We start from the raw sequence: 16,891 nt of genomic DNA on the forward strand, positions 1-16,891 counted from the left end.
GCTACTCGACCCGGCTGGGCGTCTCGTCGCGGGTCGGCGACCGCCGCCGCAGCACCCAGAACAGCCCCCCGGCGACGATCAGGGTGACGATCACGCCGATGACACCGGCGACACCGGTGGTGCTCTCGTTGCCGCCGACCGTGTAGTCGGCGAGCGGGCTCCCGGCGGTCGCGTGCTCGCCGGCGTTCTGGGCGATGCACTGCCCGCCGACCGGCTCCCCCGACGCGTCGAGCTCGCAGCCGCTCTGCGTCACGGCGTCGAGGCCGTCGGGGCTGCTGCTCGCGGCGTACGAGACGACGCCGGCGAGCAGCAGCGCGACGACCAGGAAGCCGGCGTAGAAGGCGAGGGGGAGCTTCTTCATGCCCGGGCTCCCTTGATCTCCAGCGACGGCGTCGCGGACCGCGTGAGGTAGATGAGGTCGGGGCGCACCGCGGCGACCGCGGCGACGGTGAGGGCGGTGATGATGCCCTCGCCGATGCCGATGAGGGCGTGGAAGCCGACCATGAGGCCGAAGACCGTGCTCAGCGCGAGCCCCTGCCCGCCGATCGCGTACTCGAGGACGAAGCCCAGGGACGCGACGACGGTGTTCACCCAGGCCGCGACGAAGGCCGTCGCGATCAGGCCGGCGCGGCTGCGGAGGGCGAACCCGCGCAGGGCGACGGCGACGCCGTACCCGACGAAGGTGCCGATCAGCGCCATGTTGGTGATGTTGGTGCCGAGCGCCGACAGGCCGCCGTCGGCGAAGAGCAGGGCCTGCAGGAGCAGCACGATCGAGACGCAGATCGCGCCGACGTAGGGGCCGACGAGGATCGCGCACAACGCGCCGCCGAGCAGGTGGCCGCTGACGCCGGGCAGGATCGGGAAGTTCAGCATCTGGACGGCGAACACGAACGCCGCCACCAGCCCGGCCATCGGCGCGGTGCGGTCGTCGAGGTCGCGCCGCGCGCGGGCGACGCACACGGCGAGGCCGAGCACCGCGACCACCCCGAAGATCACCGACGTCGGCGCGTTGACGATCCCGTCGCTCATGTGCATGGCGACGAGGTCGGTCTGCGGTTCCACGAGTTCACCCCCACGACAGCAGCGGGCAGGCGCCACCCGGACGGGCGGCGAGCCGCCACAGTGTGTCGCAGGAAAGACGTTGTCGCACTAGTCGTGCGACAACCGAAGCCTGGCCGATAGGAGGGTGCGGCGACGCCGGGAACGTGCTCGGGAGGCGGGGCATCCGGAAGGATGCGCGGCGAGGACGGGACGGGGAGGTCGAGATGGCACAGGACCGGACGACGTGCGCGATCGCCGGAGGCGGGCCGGCGGGGATCGTCCTGGGGCTGCTCCTGGCGCGGGCCGGGGTCGAGGTCACGGTGCTGGAGAAGCACGCCGACTTCCTGCGCGACTTCCGCGGTGACACCGTCCACGTCTCGACGATGACCCTGATCGACGAGCTCGGGCTGTGGGACTGCTTCGCGCGGCTGCCCTGGAAGGCGATCGAGAAGGCGCAGGTCGTCATGGACGCCGGGCCGGCGCCGGTCGCCGACATGACGCGGCTGCGGGCGCCGCACCCGTTCGTCGCGATGGTGCCGCAGTGGCACCTGCTGGACATGCTCGCCGCCGCGGCGGCCGAGGAGCCGACCTTCACGCTGCTGCGGAACGCCGAGGTGATCGACCTGCAGCGCCGCGCCGGGCGCGTGACGGGCCTGCGCTGGCGGGAGACGGGGGCCGAGGGTGGGGCCGAGGGCGGCGCCGAGCACGACCTGGCCGCCGACCTCGTCGTCGCGTGCGACGGGCGCGACTCGCGGGTCCGCGCGCTGACCGGGCTGCCGCTGCGCGACTACTCGGTGCCGATGGACGTGTGGTGGTTCCGCCTCCCGCGCGGCGATGCCGACGACCCGGCGGGCGGTCTCGGCCGCGTCACCGCCGGCCGCTTCGTGGTCATGCTCGACCGCGGCGACCACTACCAGGTCGCCTACATGATCCGTCGCGGGACGGACGCCGAGTTCCGCCGCGGCCCGATCCAGGTGCTGCGCGACGACCTGCTGCGGCTGCTGCCGTGGCTCGGCGACCGGGTCGACGGACTCGCGTCGTGGGACGACGTCAAGCTGCTGCAGGTGACCCTCGACCGTCTCGGGCGGTGGTCGGCGCCCGGCGTCCTGTGCATCGGCGACGCCGCGCACGCGATGAGCCCCGTCGGCGGCGTGGGGATCAACCTCGCGGTGCAGGACGCCGTCGCCACCGCCCGCGACCTCGGGCCGGTGCTCGCGGCCGCGCCGCCCGATCCCGCCGCCGTCGACCGCGCGGCGGCGGGGGTGCAACGGCGCCGGTGGCTGCCGACCTGGGTGACGCAGACCGGGCAGCGCCTGGCCCACCGGGCGGTCATCCGCGCCGCGCTGTCCGAGGACGCCCCCGGCCGCGACCGGCTGCCGCTGCCCCTGCGGGTGCTGCAGCGGGTGCCGGCGCTCCAGGTCGTGCCCGCCCGGCTGGTCGGCGTCGGGGTGCTGCCGGAGCACGCCCCGACGTGGGCCCGGCCCGCTCAGGAGGCGAGTGCGAAGAACTCCAGCGCGTTCCCGTCCGGGTCGGTGAACGACAGCGCCCAGCCGTAGTCGGCCTCGACGACGCCGCTGTGCGGGACGCCGATCTGGTCGAGGTGGGTCTGCCAGGCGGCGACCGCGGCGCGGTCGGCGCAGGCGAACCCGATGTGGTCGAGCCCGGGCGCGACGACGTCGAAGCGGTCGCCGGAGCGCGCGGCGTCGTGCGCGGTGAGCCCGAAGAGCTGGCCGCCGGCCAGGGCGAAGACCTTCCGCTCGAACGGGCCGTCGGTCAGCGTCATCGCCGGTTCGACGCCGAAGAGCTGCCGGTACCAGGGTTCGCTCGCGGCGAGGTCGGTCACCGACAGCGCGACGTGGGAGATCGAGGGGAGCTCGGGCACGGGGGTCCTCCTGGGGCGGTCCGGAGTTCGGGACGAACGTGGCGGTCGTTGCTTCTATCGCAGCGAACGCCACGTTCGCTGCATGCGGGGAGCTCGGTTCAGTCCGCGCGGACCGGGAAGCGCGTGGGACCGCGCAGGACGGTGGCGACGCGGGGCTCGATGCGCCCGGCGGGACGCAGCCGCGGCATCCGTTCCGCGAGCATCTCCAGCGCCACCTCGCCCTCGAGGCGCGCGAGGGCGGCGCCGAGGCAGTAGTGCGCGCCGCCCGAGAACGCGAGGTGGGCGGTGGCCTGCTCGCGGCGCGGGTCGAAGCGGTCGGGGTCGGGGTGCGCGGCCGGGTCGCGACCCGCAGAGGCGAGCAGCACGAGCACGCCCGAGTCCTTGCGCAGGCGCTGCCCGCCGATCTCGACGTCGTCGTGGGCGAACCGGGCGGTGAGCTGCACCGGCGGGTCGAAGCGCAACGTCTCCTCGACCGTGCCCGCGGCGAGGCCGGGGTCGGCGACGAGGTCGTCCCAGGTCCCGGTCGCGTGCAGCGCACGCACGGCGTTGCCGACGAGGTTCGTCGTGGTCTCGAACCCCGCGACCAGCAGCAGCTGGGCGAGCGACACGAGCTCGTCGAGCGTCAGCGTGCCCGCGTCCAGCGCGTGCACGAGCTGGGAGATGACGTCCTCGCCCGGGTCGGCGCGGCGGCGCTCGACGAGGTCGGCGAACAGCGCCCTCAGGTCGGCCGTGGCCCGGGCGAGCGCGTGGGCGTGGCGCACCGAGCGGACGCCGTCGAGGGCGGCGCCGAGCGCGCGGCCCCAGCGGGCGAAGCGCGGGGTGTCGACGTCGGGGATCGCGAGCAGCTCGGCGATCACGCTGATCGGCAGCGGGGCGGCGAGGTCGGCGGTGAGGTCGAACGTGCCGCGCGTGGCGGCGTCGTCGAGCAGGCGGGCGGTGACGGTGCGCGCGGTCTCCCGGTACTGCGCGAGGCGCCTGGGCGCGAACGTCGGCTGGGCGAGGCGGCGCAGGCGCGCGTGGTCGGGCGGGTCGAGGGCGAGCAGGGAGAGGTCGATGGGCTCGATCAGGGCGGTGCCCGGGTCCGTGGGGTCGTGCCCCGAGGCGGTGGCGGCATCGTCCGTGGGGTCGAACGGCATCCGCCCGTCCGCGAGCCGCACCCCGAAGCGCCGGTCGCGCAGCACCGCGGTGCACGCCTCGTGCGTCGCGACGGCGCGGATCCCCGTCCGGCTGCGCGTCACCCCGCCGGCCGCGGCGGCCTCGTCCCGCAGCCGCGCGTAGGTCGGGTACGGGTCGAGGCGCCAGGGCTTGTGCATGAGCCGGGCGACGGGGTCGCCGCGCAGCGCCAGCGCGAGGCCGCCGGCGCGCATCACGGCGATCCGCGTCCCCAGGCGCAGGTCGGCGCGCCAGCGGGGCATCCGGCGCGGCGCGGCCCGGGAGTCCGCCTGGTCCGTCCGGCTCGCTGTCACGTCGTCGGCTCCTGCCTCGTCCTGGTGTCGGTGGACCCCGGTGCGCTGTGTCACGTCCGCTCGGCTGGACCGCACGGCACCCGGCGCGGAGGGTGGAAACTGCCCGTCCGGGTCGTTCCCGGCGGGCACGATCCGGTCGCCCGGACCACGATGCCATCGCGGACGGCACGCGTCCGCCGGACGAGACAGGCGCTGAGGAGCGGGATGTGACGAGCACCAGCCCGGCTCCGCGCGTCCCGCCCGGGCACGCCGCCGACCCGGTGCGGCTGCTCCGCGCGTGGAGCCCGGGCCGCGGGTCGTGGTTCTCCGGTCCCCGGGGCTCACTGCTCACGCGCGGCGTCCGCGCCCGCCCGGCCTCGGGAGACGCCGACGCCGTGCTGCGTTGCCTGCGCGGGATCGGCGGGGACGCGGTCGCGGTCGGGGCGCTGCCGTTCGACACCGCCGCGCCGGCCCACCTCGTCGTCCCCGAGCACGTCGAGCGCGCCGGTCCCCTCGGTGCCGTGCTGGTGGCCGACCCCGCCGGTGCCCCGGTGACCGGGGAGGCCCGCCCGGACCCGGCGCCGGCGGCGTACGAGGCGATGGTGGCCGAGGCTCTCGCGCGCATGGCGGCCGGCGGGCTCGACAAGGTCGTGCTGTCGCGGGCGCTCGACGTCGTCGCCGACGGCCCGGTCGACCCCGTGCCGATGCTGCGCGAGCTGGCCCGCCGCGACCCCCGCAGCTACCTGTTCGCCGTCGACCTGCCCGCCGAGCGGCCCGGCGCGCCGCGCACGCTGCTCGGCGCGAGCCCCGAGCTGCTGCTCGCGCGCCACGGCGCCGACGTCGTCGCCAACCCGCTGGCCGGGTCGGCGGCGCGGTCCGCCGACGCCGCCGAGGACCGGCGCCGGGGGGAGGCCCTGCTCGCCTCGGCGAAGGACCACCACGAGCACGCGCTCGTCGTCGCCGACGTCGCGGCCCGACTGGGCCCGCTCGTCGACGACCTCGAGGTGCCCGAGGCCCCGTCGCTGGTCGCGACGCCGACGCTGTGGCACCTGTCGACGACCCTGCGCGGGCGGGTGGGCGACGCCGGCGCCTCGGCGCTGCACCTGGCGCAGGCGCTGCACCCGACGCCGGCGGTCTGCGGCGTCCCGCGCGCGGCCGCGCACACGGCGATCCGCGAGATCGAGCCGTTCGACCGCGGCTTCTACACCGGCGCCGTGGGCTGGACCGACGCCCGCGGCGACGGCGAGTGGGTCATGGCGCTGCGCTGCGGCGAGGTGCAGGGTGAGCGTGTGCGACTGTGGGCCGGCGCCGGGATCGTCCCCGCGTCGCGCCCGGCCGACGAGCTCGCCGAGACCGCGGTGAAGCTGCGCACGCTGCTCGACGCGCTCGGTCTCGACGAGGCGTGAGCCGCTGGGACGAGGTGCGCGCGGGCCGCGAGCTGCTGCGCGACGACGACCTCCTCGTGCTCGACAAGCCGGCGGGCTGGTCGGTGATGGGCGAGCGCCACGACACCGACATCGTCCGGATCGCCGCGGACGCCGGCGAGGAGCTGTGGCCCGCGCACCGCATCGACAAGGTCACCTCGGGGATCGTGCTCTTCGCCCGGCGCCTCGAGGTCCACGGCGACCTGACCCGCCAGTTCGCCGACCGCAGCGTCGTCAAGACCTACCTCGCCGTCGCGACCGGGACCGGGCTCCCCGAGCGGGGCACGATCGAGCTGCCGCTGTCGGTGGGGCGCAAGAACCGCGTGCGGATCGCCGCACCGCGCGAGGCGATCACGTGCGCCGACGGCGTCTGGACCGTCCCCGACGACGCCGTCCTGGCCGGCGACACCTACCCGTCGACGACGACGTTCGAGCGGCTCGGCGTCGGCGAGGACCGCACGCTGCTCGCGGTCACGCCCACCACCGGGCGGCGCCACCAGATCCGCGTGCACCTCGCGTGGATCGGCCACGCGCTCGTCGGCGACCCGCTCTTCGCGAAGAACCCCCCGACGCGCACGGGGCTGCACGCCTGGCGCCTCGGCTTCACCGGTCCCGACGGCGCCCGCCACGACCTCGAGGCCCCGCCGGGGGACGACTTCCTGGCGCTGGCGCCGGGGGGCGACGTGCCGTCGTGACGCGTCGATTTTCGAAGCGTCCTCCGCGGTTCCCGCTCCCTGACCTCGCCCTCGCCATCCCGACGTCGTTCGTCACGACGAGGCAGGCGCCACCTCCCACGCGCTGAACACCGCAGCACCTCACCATGTCGATCTCTCGACGGTGTCAGGATCGTGGTCACGCTCGTGACACTCTCGGGAGATCGACATGGAGAGCTGCCGCCGGGCGGCCTCGTCCTGAGGTCAGGCCAGCGCCGCCCCGAGGTTCGCGATCGTCTCGCGCATCGCGTCGGGGGTGACCTCCTGGACGCGGCCGAGGATCTCGGGATCGGTGAGGTCGGCCCAGTCGTGGTAGTGCGTCACGAGGGTCTGGTCGTCGTCGGTGGCCTCGAGCTCCCAGCCCCAGACATGGCCCGAGGGTGCGGCGCCGGGCTTCGCGGGCGCCCAGGCGAGGGCGCGGTCGGGCTCGTAGCGCACGACGTGGTTCTCGACGCGGTAGTGCCCGCGGGCCGGGTGCTCCATCTCCATGACGAAGACGTCGCCGACCTCCGTGATCGCGAGGTGGGTGTGCGACGCGCGGACCGTGCCGCTGCCGTCGAGGTCGGGGTGGCGGTCCGGGTCGGCGAGCAGGGCGAAGACCCGCTCGACGGGGGCGTCGAGGGTGTCGCTGACCGAGATGCGCGTGTCGCTCACGCGGCGATCGTCCCAGGGCCCCGGTGACCGGGTCGTGCGGCGGGTACTCGGCAGCCCATGGGGACGCCGGAGATCACGCTGCACCGGGGCGACATCACGCGGGCCGAGGTCGACGCGGTCGTCAACGCCGCGAACTCCGGGCTGCTCGGGGGCGGCGGCGTCGACGGGGCGATCCACCGCGCGGGCGGGCCGGCGATCCTCGAGGCCTGCCGGGAGCTGCGGCGCACGACGTTGCCGGACGGTCTGCCGACCGGGCAGGCCGTCGCGACCACGGCCGGGAACCTGCCGGCGCAGTGGGTGATCCACACCGTCGGACCGGTCTACGCGAAGTCCGAGGACCGCTCCGATCTCCTCGCCTCGGCCTACCGCGAGTCGTTGCGGGTCGCCGACGAGGTGGGCGCCCGGACGGTGGCGTTCCCGGCGGTGTCGGCCGGCGTGTACGGGTGGCCGCTCGACGACGCGGCCCGGGTCGCGGTCACGACGGTGCAGACCACGACCAGTGCGGTGACCGAGGCCAGGTTCATCCTCTTCAGCGACGAGGTGTACGAGGCATTCGCCCGAGCGGCCGAATCGACTGGGTGAAACGTCCGGCTCGTCCAGCACGTTCTGCGTCCGATGTCCGAAACCCACACCGGTTGTGCTCCGAACCGGTCCCGGTCACGTGTGGGTGGCCACGTTTGCGGTCCGTGACCTGCTCGTCACTGGGTCGTTGACGTCGACGGATCGCGGTGTGGGAACCGCCGGTCTCCGTCTCGTCGGGGGGACGGCCGATGCGAACGAGGGGCAGGACGCCGATGGCGGGCAGGCATCGCAGGGGGACGCCGCGCGGTGTGCCGAGCGGACGACTCGCGGTCTCGGTGGCCGCGCTCGGTCTGGGGGCGCTCCAGCTGGGCGGGGTCGCGAACGCGGCGCCGGCCGGCGACGCGGGAGTCGGCGGGACGTCCTGCACCGACGCGCGGATCAAGGTGTGCGTCGACCTCTCCGAGAACCGGGCCTGGCTGCTCGACGGCAACGGCAACGTCGTGGGCGACCCCTACCAGGTCAGCCACGGCGCCGAGGGCCACGAGACGCCCACCGGTGACTTCGTGATCCAGTGGAAGGACCAGTACCACAAGAGCAAGGAGTACAACGGCGCCTCGATGCCGTACTCCGTGTTCTTCGACGGCGAGGGCCGCGCCTTCCACGGCGGCGGCACCGACCGCGAGTCGGCGGGCTGCGTGCGCCTGTCCACCGAGGACGCGAAGACGTTCTTCAACTACCTGAACCCGAACGACCGGGCGCAGATCGTCTCGTAGGTCGTCTCCTCCGGACCAGACCCGTCGGGGTCCGCTGCGGCGTGTCGGGGCGAGGGGCAGCCGAGGGGGATGCCCCTCGCCCCGATACCGCCGGGTGGTGCCGCCGGTCAGGCGCGGCGGCGCAGCACCAGCGCGATCGCGCCGCCGACCACGACGATCGCGACGACGACGAACACCCAGGCCGGCACGCCGCCGCCCGAGGTGTCCTGGTCGGCCGCGGCGGCCGGGGACGGGGTGGCGGCGCTGGGCTGGGCGGGCTGGGCCTGCGGGCCGGCGGTCCCGCTGGCCGTCCCGCCTGCGGGCGACGGCGTCGTCAGCGAGAACGCGACCGCGCCGCTGACGGGGTGGCCGTCGTCGGACACGACGCGGTAGCCGATCTCGTAGCGGCCGGCCTGCGGCAGCGCGCCGACCGGGGCCGTGAGGACGTTGCCCTGCAAGGTCGGCGTGCCCTGCTCGTGGTGGGCGCCGTCCGGGCCGACGATCGTGACCGCCGCCCCCTCGGGCTTCGGGGCCTCGTCGAAGGTCAGCGAGACCTGGGTCGGGGCCGACGCGACGGTGGCGCCGTCGGCGGGGTCGCTGCCGGTGAGCACGTCGTGCGCGCTGGCGGGTCCGGCGGACAGGAGCAGGGCGCCGACGGCGAGCAGGCCGGTCAGCAGGACGGTGAGCACGCTCCTCGGGCGTGAGCGGGCGGACGGGGTCCGCGGATCGGGCGCGGGGTCGGGCACAGGGGGGTCCTTCCGGGTCGGGGTGTGGTCGCGGCGGGGACCGGGTGCGGCCCGGTCCGGCGCGGCGACGGGGGACCCCGGCGCGGGTGGTGGCCGACGGCGGCCCGGCGGGGCCGGCCGAGGGTGGTCCGGTGCCGCGGGACCCGGCGCCCCGGTGCGGGAGCGGGCGGCGGGCCGGTCAGCTGTCGGGTCCAGGCGACGGCGTGGCGGCGGGCGGTCCGCAGGAGCGCCCGGTCGGCCTGCGCGAGCCCGACGGCGACGACGACCGCCACCCCGAGGTGCGCGGCGAGCATCCCCGGACCGGGACCGGAGGCGTGCCCGTGGTGGTCGTGCATCGCCGGCGCGGCCGGCATCGCGAGGTGCAGGGCGAGCTGCCCGCCGGCGAGCACCGCGGCGAGCACCGGCGCGGACCGCGGGCGGGCCCCGACGAGGGCCGTGGTGACGGCGACGGCGAGCGCCACCGCCGCGGTCGCCGGCGAGAGCGCCACGACGCCGCCGGCCTCCCCGTGCGCCGCCGCCCCGAAGACGGCGGCGACGCCCCCGAGCAGCACGGCGCGCGCCGGCGAGGCTCGGTCGGGGGTCACGGCGCCCCACGGTAGCCGCGCGCCGTCGGTCCTCAGGGTGTTCTCACATGGCGCGGAGGAACCCCGCGATCTCGGCGACGGCCTGCCGCGAGGTGCGCGGGGTCAGGCCGCCGGTGGCGACGTAGCCGTGCGCGGCGCCGAGGTAGCGGGTGAAGCGCACCGACACGCCCGCGGCGTCGAGGGCGGCCGCGTAGCGCTCGCCGTGGTCGCGCAGCGGGTCGTGGTCGGCGGTCTGCACCAGCGCCGGTGGGAGCCCGGTGAGCTCGGCGCGCAGCGGCGAGGCGTAGGGGTGGGTGCCGTCCGCGCCGCCGAGGTAGAGCGCGTGGAACCCGCGGATGTCGGCCGCGGACAGGATCGGCGCGACCGGGATCTCGCGCTCCGAGGGCAGCACGTCGACCATCTCGACGCCGGGGTAGACGAGCGCCTGCCCGGCGATCTCCGGAGCCTCGAGGCCGTCGAGCCGCCGGTCGCGCGCCATCAGGCAGACGACCGTGGCGAGGTTGCCGCCGGCGCTGTCGCCCATGACGGCGAGGCGGGCGGGGTCGATGCCCCAGCGCCCCGGGTCGGCGGCGAGCGCCGCGACGGCGTCGTAGCAGTCCTGTGCGGGCACCGGGAAGGTGTGCTCGGGGGCGAGCCGGTAGTCGACCGACACGACGACCAGCGAGCCCTCCCGCGCGACGTGCGCGCAGAACCACTCCGACTGGTCGAGGTCGCCCTGGACGAACCCGCCGCCGTGGAAATTGACCACTGCGGGAGCGGGCGCGTCCGTCGACGGCGGGCGGTAGATCCGCACCGGCAGCCCCTCGGGCACCGCCGCCGTCGCCAGCCGGGCGTCCTCGACGACGACGTCGCGCGGCGGCGTGCCGAGCACCGCCCGGCCGAGCGCGCCGTGCTGCAGGCGCAGCACGGCCGCACGCGCGGCGGGCACGTCGGCGGGGTCGAGGTGGGCCACCGAGCCGCCGAGCCACCGGCGGGCGGTGCCCACGACACGCAGACCGAGGGGGAGACGCACGGGGTCACACCTTGGCGGTCACGTCCACCTCGATGTTGCCCCGGGTCGCCTTGGAGTACGGGCAGAGCTCGTGGGCGCGGGCGACGAGCCGGTCGGCGGTGTCCTGGTCGGTGCCGGGCACGGTCGCGGTGAGCCAGACCCGGAGCCCGAAGCTCCCGGCGTCCGGGCCGATGCCGACCTTCGCCTCGACGCTCGTCGAGTCCATGTCGACGTCCGACTGCCCGCCGGCGAGCTTGAGCGCCTGGTGGAAGCAGGCCGCGTAGCCGGCCGCGAAGAGCTGCTCGGGGTTGGTGCCGCCACCGGGACCGCCGAGCTCCGTCGGCATCGTCATGTCCTGGTCGATGACGCCGTCCGAGCTGCGGACGTGACCGTTGCGCGCGTCACCGGACGACACGGCCTCCGCGGTGTACTTGATGTCCATGGCCCGGGCGTACCCGTCCGCCTGCCCGCTGCCCCATGACGTGTGACATGCCAGGGTTCTCCGCATGCCCGACCTGCACATCCCCGCGTCCGCGGGCAGCCACCAGTCCGCGTACCTGGCCGTCCCGCCCGTCGGTGAGGGCCCGTTCCCCGGTGTGGTCGTCCTGCAGGACGCGTTCGGCGTCGGCGAGAACATCAAGGACCACACCGACCGGCTCGCCGCGGCCGGCTACCTCGCCGTCGCGCCGGCGATCTACACCGCCCGCGGCGGCGGCCCGCGCTGCGTCGCGGCGACGCTGAAGTCGATGAACTCCGGCGAGGGCCCGGTGTTCGACGACATCGAGGCCGCCCGCGGCTGGCTCGCGGAGCGCGGCGACTGCACCGGACGGGTCGGCGTCATCGGCTTCTGTCAGGGCGGCACGTTCGCGCTGCTCTCGGCGGCCCGGCACGACTTCGCCGCTGCGGCCCCGAACTACGGGATGGTCCCCGAGGACGCCGAGGCCGACCTCGCGGGCATCTGCCCGGTCGTCGCCAGCTTCGGCGGGCGCGACGCGATGCTGCGCGGGCACCCGGAGCGCCTGGAGGCGGCGCTGACCTCCTTCGGGGTCGACCACGACGTGCGGACCTACCCCGAGGCGGGCCACAGCTTCTTCGAGCACCTCCCGGCCAACGGCCTGCTGGTGCGCTTCACGGGCACCGGGTTCCACCGCCCCAGCGCCGACGACGCCTGGGCCCGCATCCTGCGGTTCTTCGCGACGCACCTGAAGGACGCCGCGTGACCGAACCGCTCGAGAGCTATCTCATCGACATGGACGGGGTGCTCGTCCACGAGGAGAACGCGCTGCCCGGGGCCGACGAGTTCATCCGCCGGCTCGACCAGGCCGGCAAGCACTTCCTCGTGCTGACCAACAACTCGATCTACACCCCGCGCGACCTGCAGGCCCGCCTGCACGCCAGCGGCATCGACATCCCGGCCGGGAACCTCTGGACCTCGGCGCTGGCCACGGCGCAGTTCCTCGACGGCCAGCGGCCGGGCGGCAGCGCGTTCGTCGTCGGCGAGGCCGGTCTGACCACCGCCCTGCACGACGTCGGCTACATCCTCACCGACCGCGACCCCGACTACGTCGTCATCGGCGAGACCCGCACCTACTCGTTCGAGGCGATCACCCGCGCGATCCGTCTCATCGAGGCCGGGGCGCGCTACATCGTCACCAACCCCGACGCCACCGGGCCGTCGCCGGAGGGCACGCTGCCCGCGGCCGGGTCCGTCGCCGCGCTGATCACGCACGCGACGCGGCGCGACCCGTACTTCGTCGGCAAGCCCAACCCGCTGATGATCCGGGCGGGTCTCAACACCATCGGCGCGCACTCCGAGACGACCGCGATGATCGGCGACCGGATGGACACCGACATGGTCGCGGGCATGGAGGCCGGGCTGCACACGATCCTCGTGCTCTCGGGCGTCACCGACCCGGGGGAGATGGACCGCTACCCCTACCGCCCGCAGCAGGTGGTGCAGAGCGTGGCGCACCTCGAGGTAGGGGTCCGCGGCTGACCGGGTATCTCGCCGGTATGCCCGACGACGCAGGAGACGAAGCGCAGCGGAGCTCGACCATGGACTACGAGGACCTGCCGTCCACGCTGCAGCGCTCGCCGCAGAGCGCGCGGAAGACCTTTGCCGACGCGAAGGAGTCCGCCGAGGAGACCTACGGCTCCGGCGAGCGGGCCAACCGGACGGCGTACGCGGCGCTCAAGCACACCCACGAGAAGGTCGGCGACCACTGGGAGCCCAAGGAGGAGAAGGGCCCGTCGGACTCGCAGGCGCGCAGCGGCGGGCCGAACCCGGGCGGGGAGTCGGCGGGCGGCGTCGACGCGAACGCCAGCAAGGAGCACCTCTACGCACGCGCCCAGCAGCTCGGCATCGAGGGGCGCTCGCAGATGGACAAGGACGAGCTCGTCGACGCCCTGCAGAAGGCCAGCGAGCGGGAGACCCGCAAGGCCCGGGGTGAGTGAGTCGACGATCGACCCCGCCCCGACCCCTGCGCCGCAGCGCGAGCTCGGATGGCTCGAGCTCGCGACCGGCGCGGTCTCGTACGTCGTCCTGCAGGTGGCCCTGTTCGTCGCGGTCGGCGTGGTCGCCGAGGGCACACCCCCGGCGCCGGTGCTCGTCGCCGTCTCGGGGGCGTCGGCGTTCGGGGCGGTGGGGCTCGCCCTGCTGCTGCGCGTGCGGCGGCTGTCCGCGGTCGGCGTGGTCCGGACACCGTGGCGGACCGTGGCGCTCGGTGTCGGGCTCGGCGCCGCCGTGTGGCTGCTCTCCCGTGTCCTCATCGTCGTCTACGTCGCGATCACGGGGGACACGTCCGACCCGCAGGAGGCGCTGACGCTGTTCAGCGGCCCGGTGGCCGCGACGCTGGTGATCCTCATCGGCGGCCTGGTCGTCCCGCTCGGCGAGGAGCTGCTCTTCCGCGGCCTGGGCTACGGGGTGCTGCGCCGCGTGGGGCGCGTCGTCGCGACGCTGCTCACCGCGGCGATCTTCGCGCTCGCCCACGGCCTCAACGTCGTGTTCGCCGCCGCGTTCGTGCTCGGCGTCGTCAACGCCGTGCTCTACGAGCGCACGCGGTCGATCTGGCCGTCGGCCGCGGCGCACGCGACGTTCAACCTCATCTCGTTCGTGCTGGTGCTGGTGGTGGGCAGCCAGCCGTGATCAGCGTGCCTGCTCGGTGGGCCGCACGAGCATCTCGTTGACCGCCGCGCGCCGGGGCCTGGTGACCATGTGCACGACCGCGTCGGCGATGTCCTCGGGCTCCATGAGGCCCAGTTCCTGAGACCGTTCGGCGTCCTGCGCGGCCCCGTTGCCCTCGGTCAGCTCGCTGCGCACCAGGCCCGGCTCGACCAGCCCGACGCGCACGTGGCGCGCCCCGAGCTCCTGGCGCAGGGCCTCGGAGAAGGCGCCGACGGCGTGCTTGGTGGCGGCGTAGACGTTCGCGCCCGGGAAGGCGACCTTGCGCCCGGCCACCGACGAGATCGTCACCACGTCGGCGACGCCGCGCGGGCCCTTCGCGGCCGCGGCCAGGTGCTCGAGCGCCGCGTGGGTCGTGCCGAGCACGCCGTTGACGTTGACCTCGACCATGCGCCGCCACTCGGCGAGGTCGGACTCGGCGGCGGGGTTCATGGAGCCGTAGCCGGCGTTGTTGACCAGGACGTCGATGCCGCCGAGGTCGCGGGCGACGTCGGCGATCACGGTCGCGACGGCGTCGTCGTCGGTGACGTCGACCTCGTAGACCGCCGCCCGGTCGCCGAGCTCGCCGACGAGGGCCTCGAGCCGGTCGCGGCGCCGGGCCAGCAGCGCCACCCGGGCGCCCTGGCCGGCGAGGGCCCGCGCGGTGGCCTCGCCGATCCCGCTGGACGCGCCGGTGACGACGGCGGTGGTGCCTTCGAGCGTGCTCACGTGGTCCTCCCGGGATGGACGTCGATCACGGCAGGCGTACCCGGGACGCCGAGGTGGAACCCGGCCCCGTGACTACTGCGACCGACACCGACATCGAGGTCCACGACCCCGCGACCGGCGAGCTCGTGGGCCGGGTCCGGCCCGCGGGCCCCGACGAGGTCGACGCCGCGGTCGCCCGGGCGCGGACCGCCCGCGAGGGGTGGGCGCGCACCCCGGCCGCCGACCGCGCGGGCCTGGTCCGCGACGCCGCCGGCGCGCTGCGCGCGGTCGCCGAGGAGCTCGCCCGTCTCAACGAGACCGAGACCGGCCGGCCCTACGACGACGGGCTGGGCGGGGTGCTCGCCGCGGCCGGGACGCTCGAGCAGTACGCCGAGCTCGGCCCGCTCCACCGCGGACGTTCCCTGCAGGGCTCCTGGTCGGCGACCGACCTCATGGTCCCCGGCCCGCGCGGGGTCGCCGCCGTCATCACGCCGTGGAACGACCCGGTCGCCGTGGCGGGCGGGCTGATCGGCGCCGCGCTCGTCACGGGGAACACCGTCGTCCACAAGCCCAGCGAGCGGTGCCCGCACCTCGGTCGGCGCTTCGCCGAGCTCGTGGCGTCGTTCCTGCCCGGGGGCGTCCTGGAGATCGTCGACGGGGCGGGCCCGACCGGCGCCGCGCTGTCGGGGCACGCCGGGATCGACCTCGTCGCGCACGTCGGTTCCGTCGCCGCCGGCCGGGCGATCCGCCAGGCGGCGGCGGGCACCGGGGCGCCCGTCCTGCTCGAGAACGGCGGCAACGACGCGCTGGTGATAGACGACGACGTCGACCCCCGCTGGGCCGCGGAGCAGGCGGCGCTCGGGTCGTACGCGAACGGCGGGCAGGTCTGCGTGTCGGTCGAGCGCATCTACTGCGCCGCCGGCGTGGCCGAGCCGTTCCTCGACGCGCTCGCCGCGGAGGCCGCGCGCTGGGTGTACCGCCCGTCCGCGGCCGGCGAGAAGGCGCTCGGGCCGCTGGTCGACCGCCGGCACCGCGAGCACGTGCACAGCCACGTCGCGGCGGCGGTCGACGACGGGGCGACGGTGCACGCGGGCGGGTTCGTGCCCGACGGGGACGGGGCCTTCTACCCGGCGACCGTGCTGTCCGGGCTGACGCCGGCCATGACGATCCTGCGCGAGGAGACCTTCGGGCCGGTCGCCCCGGTGCGTGTCGTCGAGGACTTCGCGCAGGGCCTCGCCGAGGCGGTCGACGACCCGCACGGCCTCGCCGCCTCGGTCCTCACCGGGAGCATGGCGAACGCCCAGCGGGCGTGGCGGGAGCTGCCGGTCGGCACCGTGAAGATCAACGCGGTGTTCGGGGGCGCTCCGGGCGGCGCCGCGGAGCCCCGGGGCACGTCCGGGTCCGGCTTCGGCTACGGCCCGGAGCTGCTCGACGAGATGACGACCACCAAGGTCGTGCACTGGTCGCCGCTGCCGTGACGTCGCGCCTCCCGGTGGGACGATGGGCGCTCCTCGTCCCGACCGGGAGGTCACGCCGGTGTCCCTGCGACACGCCCTGCTCGCGCTGCTCGAGGCGGGCCCGATGACGGGCTACGAGCTGGCCAAGCAGTTCGACGCCTCCGCGGGGTACGTGTGGCACGCCCACCACCCGCAGATCTACACGGAGCTGCGGCGGCTGGAGGCCGAGGGCCTCGTGGAGGCCGAGGAGGCGCCGCGCGGCGCGGCGGCGACCAAGCGGCTCTACGTCGTCACCGACGCGGGCTGCGACGCCCTGCTCGCCTGGGTCGCCGAGTCCGACGAGCCCGCCCGCGAGCGCGACCCGGTCCTACTCAAGGCGACCTACCTCGAGTACGGCTCGTTCGACGTCGCCCGGGGGCACCTGCGCCGGCACCGGGACCACCACCGGCGGATAGCGGCGGGCTGGGAGGCCCACGCCGACGACCTCGAACGGCGCGACACGGCGCTGCTGCGCCGCCGGCTGGCCCACTCGCCCCGCCACGCCCACGAGGCGATCGTCGCCTACAAGGTCCACGTCTACCGGGGTCTCTCGGAGCGCTCGCGCGGCGAGGTGCGGTGGGCCGAGCAGGGGCTCGAGCTGGTCGACCGTCTCGAGGCGGACGCCGGCCCGGTCGGCGACGCGCCGGTGAACCCGCCGACGCCGCCGGAGCGGCGCTCGCCCGCGTCCTGACCCGGTGTTCCAGGCCTTCATTTATGTACGTCCGTACGTATAACGTGACACACCATCACGCGACGGACGACGACAGGGAGGT

At 75.3% G+C, this 16,891-nt stretch carries 21 protein-coding genes; 11 read left to right on the top strand and 10 right to left on the bottom strand.

Features of this window, described 5'->3' with window-relative positions; all coding sequences use genetic code 11:
* Position 1 precedes the first annotated feature (1 nt).
* Positions 2–361 carry a PDGLE domain-containing protein gene (locus tag ACR9E3_RS06205; protein ID WP_460379210.1) on the bottom strand — a complete coding sequence of 120 codons (360 nt, stop codon included), beginning with the start codon at positions 359–361 and terminating at the stop codon, positions 2–4.
* Positions 358–1,035, bottom strand: a complete 678-nt coding sequence (locus tag ACR9E3_RS06210) for an energy-coupling factor ABC transporter permease (RefSeq protein ID WP_460379656.1) — start codon at positions 1,033–1,035, stop codon at positions 358–360. The genes ACR9E3_RS06205 and ACR9E3_RS06210 overlap by 4 nt, the downstream gene beginning before the upstream one ends.
* A gap of 230 nt (positions 1,036–1,265) precedes the next feature.
* Between ACR9E3_RS06210 and ACR9E3_RS06215 the strand changes: the two genes are divergently transcribed.
* Positions 1,266–2,597: an FAD-dependent oxidoreductase gene (locus tag ACR9E3_RS06215; RefSeq protein ID WP_460379212.1), complete on the top strand. Its 1,332-nt coding sequence runs from the start codon at positions 1,266–1,268 to the stop codon at positions 2,595–2,597.
* Here ACR9E3_RS06215 and ACR9E3_RS06220 read toward each other — a convergent pair.
* A complete protein-coding gene (locus ACR9E3_RS06220) occupies positions 2,528–2,923 on the bottom strand; it encodes a VOC family protein (RefSeq protein WP_460379214.1) in 396 nt (131 codons plus the stop codon). The two genes, ACR9E3_RS06215 and ACR9E3_RS06220, sit on opposite strands and share 70 nt — an antisense overlap.
* A 98-nt stretch (positions 2,924–3,021) precedes the next feature.
* Positions 3,022–4,389 carry a cytochrome P450 gene (locus ACR9E3_RS06225; protein ID WP_460379215.1) on the bottom strand — a complete coding sequence of 456 codons (1,368 nt, stop codon included), beginning with the start codon at positions 4,387–4,389 and terminating at the stop codon, positions 3,022–3,024.
* A gap of 206 nt (positions 4,390–4,595) precedes the next feature.
* Between ACR9E3_RS06225 and ACR9E3_RS06230 the strand changes: the two genes are divergently transcribed.
* On the top strand, positions 4,596–5,774 hold the full coding sequence (locus ACR9E3_RS06230; protein ID WP_460379217.1) for an isochorismate synthase: 1,179 nt from the start codon (positions 4,596–4,598) through the stop codon (positions 5,772–5,774).
* The gene (locus tag ACR9E3_RS06235) at positions 5,771–6,487 is read left to right on the top strand and encodes an RluA family pseudouridine synthase (protein ID WP_460379218.1); all 717 of its coding nucleotides are present in this window, start codon (positions 5,771–5,773) and stop codon (positions 6,485–6,487) included. Before ACR9E3_RS06230 ends, ACR9E3_RS06235 begins: the two co-directional genes overlap by 4 nt.
* Before the next feature lie 222 nt (positions 6,488–6,709).
* Here ACR9E3_RS06235 and ACR9E3_RS06240 read toward each other — a convergent pair whose 3' ends face one another.
* Positions 6,710–7,159, bottom strand: a complete 450-nt coding sequence (locus tag ACR9E3_RS06240; RefSeq protein WP_460379219.1) for an SRPBCC family protein — start codon at positions 7,157–7,159, stop codon at positions 6,710–6,712.
* 57 nt (positions 7,160–7,216) lie between these two features.
* On the opposite strand from ACR9E3_RS06240, the gene ACR9E3_RS06245 reads away from it, so the two are divergent.
* Positions 7,217–7,741: an O-acetyl-ADP-ribose deacetylase gene (locus tag ACR9E3_RS06245; RefSeq protein ID WP_460379220.1), complete on the top strand. Its 525-nt coding sequence runs from the start codon at positions 7,217–7,219 to the stop codon at positions 7,739–7,741.
* 248 nt (positions 7,742–7,989) lie between these two features.
* Positions 7,990–8,454 carry a L,D-transpeptidase gene (locus tag ACR9E3_RS06250; protein WP_460379221.1) on the top strand — a complete coding sequence of 155 codons (465 nt, stop codon included), beginning with the start codon at positions 7,990–7,992 and terminating at the stop codon, positions 8,452–8,454.
* Between the two features lie 107 nt (positions 8,455–8,561).
* Here the strand turns inward: ACR9E3_RS06250 and ACR9E3_RS06255 are convergent, their stop codons facing one another.
* Genes ACR9E3_RS06255 through ACR9E3_RS06270 form a run of 4 tightly spaced genes read right to left on the bottom strand, consistent with a single transcriptional unit; the run spans position 8,562 to position 11,196 of the window.
* On the bottom strand, positions 8,562–9,122 hold the full coding sequence (locus tag ACR9E3_RS06255) for a copper resistance CopC family protein (RefSeq protein WP_460379222.1): 561 nt from the start codon (positions 9,120–9,122) through the stop codon (positions 8,562–8,564).
* Positions 9,104–9,763, bottom strand: a complete 660-nt coding sequence (locus tag ACR9E3_RS06260) for a hypothetical protein (RefSeq protein WP_460379223.1) — start codon at positions 9,761–9,763, stop codon at positions 9,104–9,106. Before ACR9E3_RS06260 ends, ACR9E3_RS06255 begins: the two co-directional genes overlap by 19 nt.
* Before the next feature lie 43 nt (positions 9,764–9,806).
* Positions 9,807–10,775, bottom strand: coding sequence for an alpha/beta hydrolase (locus tag ACR9E3_RS06265; RefSeq protein ID WP_460379224.1), 969 nt, complete (start codon positions 10,773–10,775; stop codon positions 9,807–9,809).
* Between the two features lie 4 nt (positions 10,776–10,779).
* On the bottom strand, positions 10,780–11,196 hold the full coding sequence (locus ACR9E3_RS06270; RefSeq protein WP_460379225.1) for an organic hydroperoxide resistance protein: 417 nt from the start codon (positions 11,194–11,196) through the stop codon (positions 10,780–10,782).
* 64 nt (positions 11,197–11,260) lie between these two features.
* Between ACR9E3_RS06270 and ACR9E3_RS06275 the strand changes: the two genes are divergently transcribed.
* Genes ACR9E3_RS06275 through ACR9E3_RS06290 form a run of 4 tightly spaced genes read left to right on the top strand, consistent with a single transcriptional unit; the run spans position 11,261 to position 13,899 of the window.
* Positions 11,261–11,974: a dienelactone hydrolase family protein gene (locus tag ACR9E3_RS06275; protein WP_460379226.1), complete on the top strand. Its 714-nt coding sequence runs from the start codon at positions 11,261–11,263 to the stop codon at positions 11,972–11,974.
* A 29-nt stretch (positions 11,975–12,003) separates the two neighbouring features.
* Positions 12,004–12,750 (top strand): HAD-IIA family hydrolase, encoded by a 747-nt coding sequence (locus ACR9E3_RS06280; RefSeq protein ID WP_460379657.1) that lies wholly within the window; start codon positions 12,004–12,006, stop codon positions 12,748–12,750.
* A gap of 59 nt (positions 12,751–12,809) precedes the next feature.
* Entirely contained in the window at positions 12,810–13,208 is a 399-nt protein-coding gene (locus ACR9E3_RS06285) for a ChaB family protein (protein WP_460379227.1), read from the top strand.
* Positions 13,201–13,899, top strand: coding sequence for a lysostaphin resistance A-like protein (locus tag ACR9E3_RS06290; protein WP_460379228.1), 699 nt, complete (start codon positions 13,201–13,203; stop codon positions 13,897–13,899). Before ACR9E3_RS06285 ends, ACR9E3_RS06290 begins: the two co-directional genes overlap by 8 nt.
* Here the strand turns inward: ACR9E3_RS06290 and ACR9E3_RS06295 are convergent, their stop codons facing one another.
* Complete coding sequence (locus tag ACR9E3_RS06295) at positions 13,900–14,643, bottom strand: SDR family oxidoreductase (RefSeq protein ID WP_460379229.1); 744 nt, start codon at positions 14,641–14,643, stop codon at positions 13,900–13,902.
* 14 nt (positions 14,644–14,657) lie between these two features.
* Here ACR9E3_RS06295 and ACR9E3_RS06300 point away from each other — a divergent pair, with 14 nt between their 5' ends.
* Positions 14,658–16,100: an aldehyde dehydrogenase family protein gene (locus tag ACR9E3_RS06300; protein ID WP_460379230.1), complete on the top strand. Its 1,443-nt coding sequence runs from the start codon at positions 14,658–14,660 to the stop codon at positions 16,098–16,100.
* A 58-nt stretch (positions 16,101–16,158) separates the two neighbouring features.
* Entirely contained in the window at positions 16,159–16,809 is a 651-nt protein-coding gene (locus ACR9E3_RS06305; protein ID WP_460379231.1) for a PadR family transcriptional regulator, read from the top strand.
* The last annotated feature ends 82 nt before the right edge of the window (positions 16,810–16,891 follow it).

The organism is Actinomycetospora sp. C-140 (assembly GCF_054796175.1).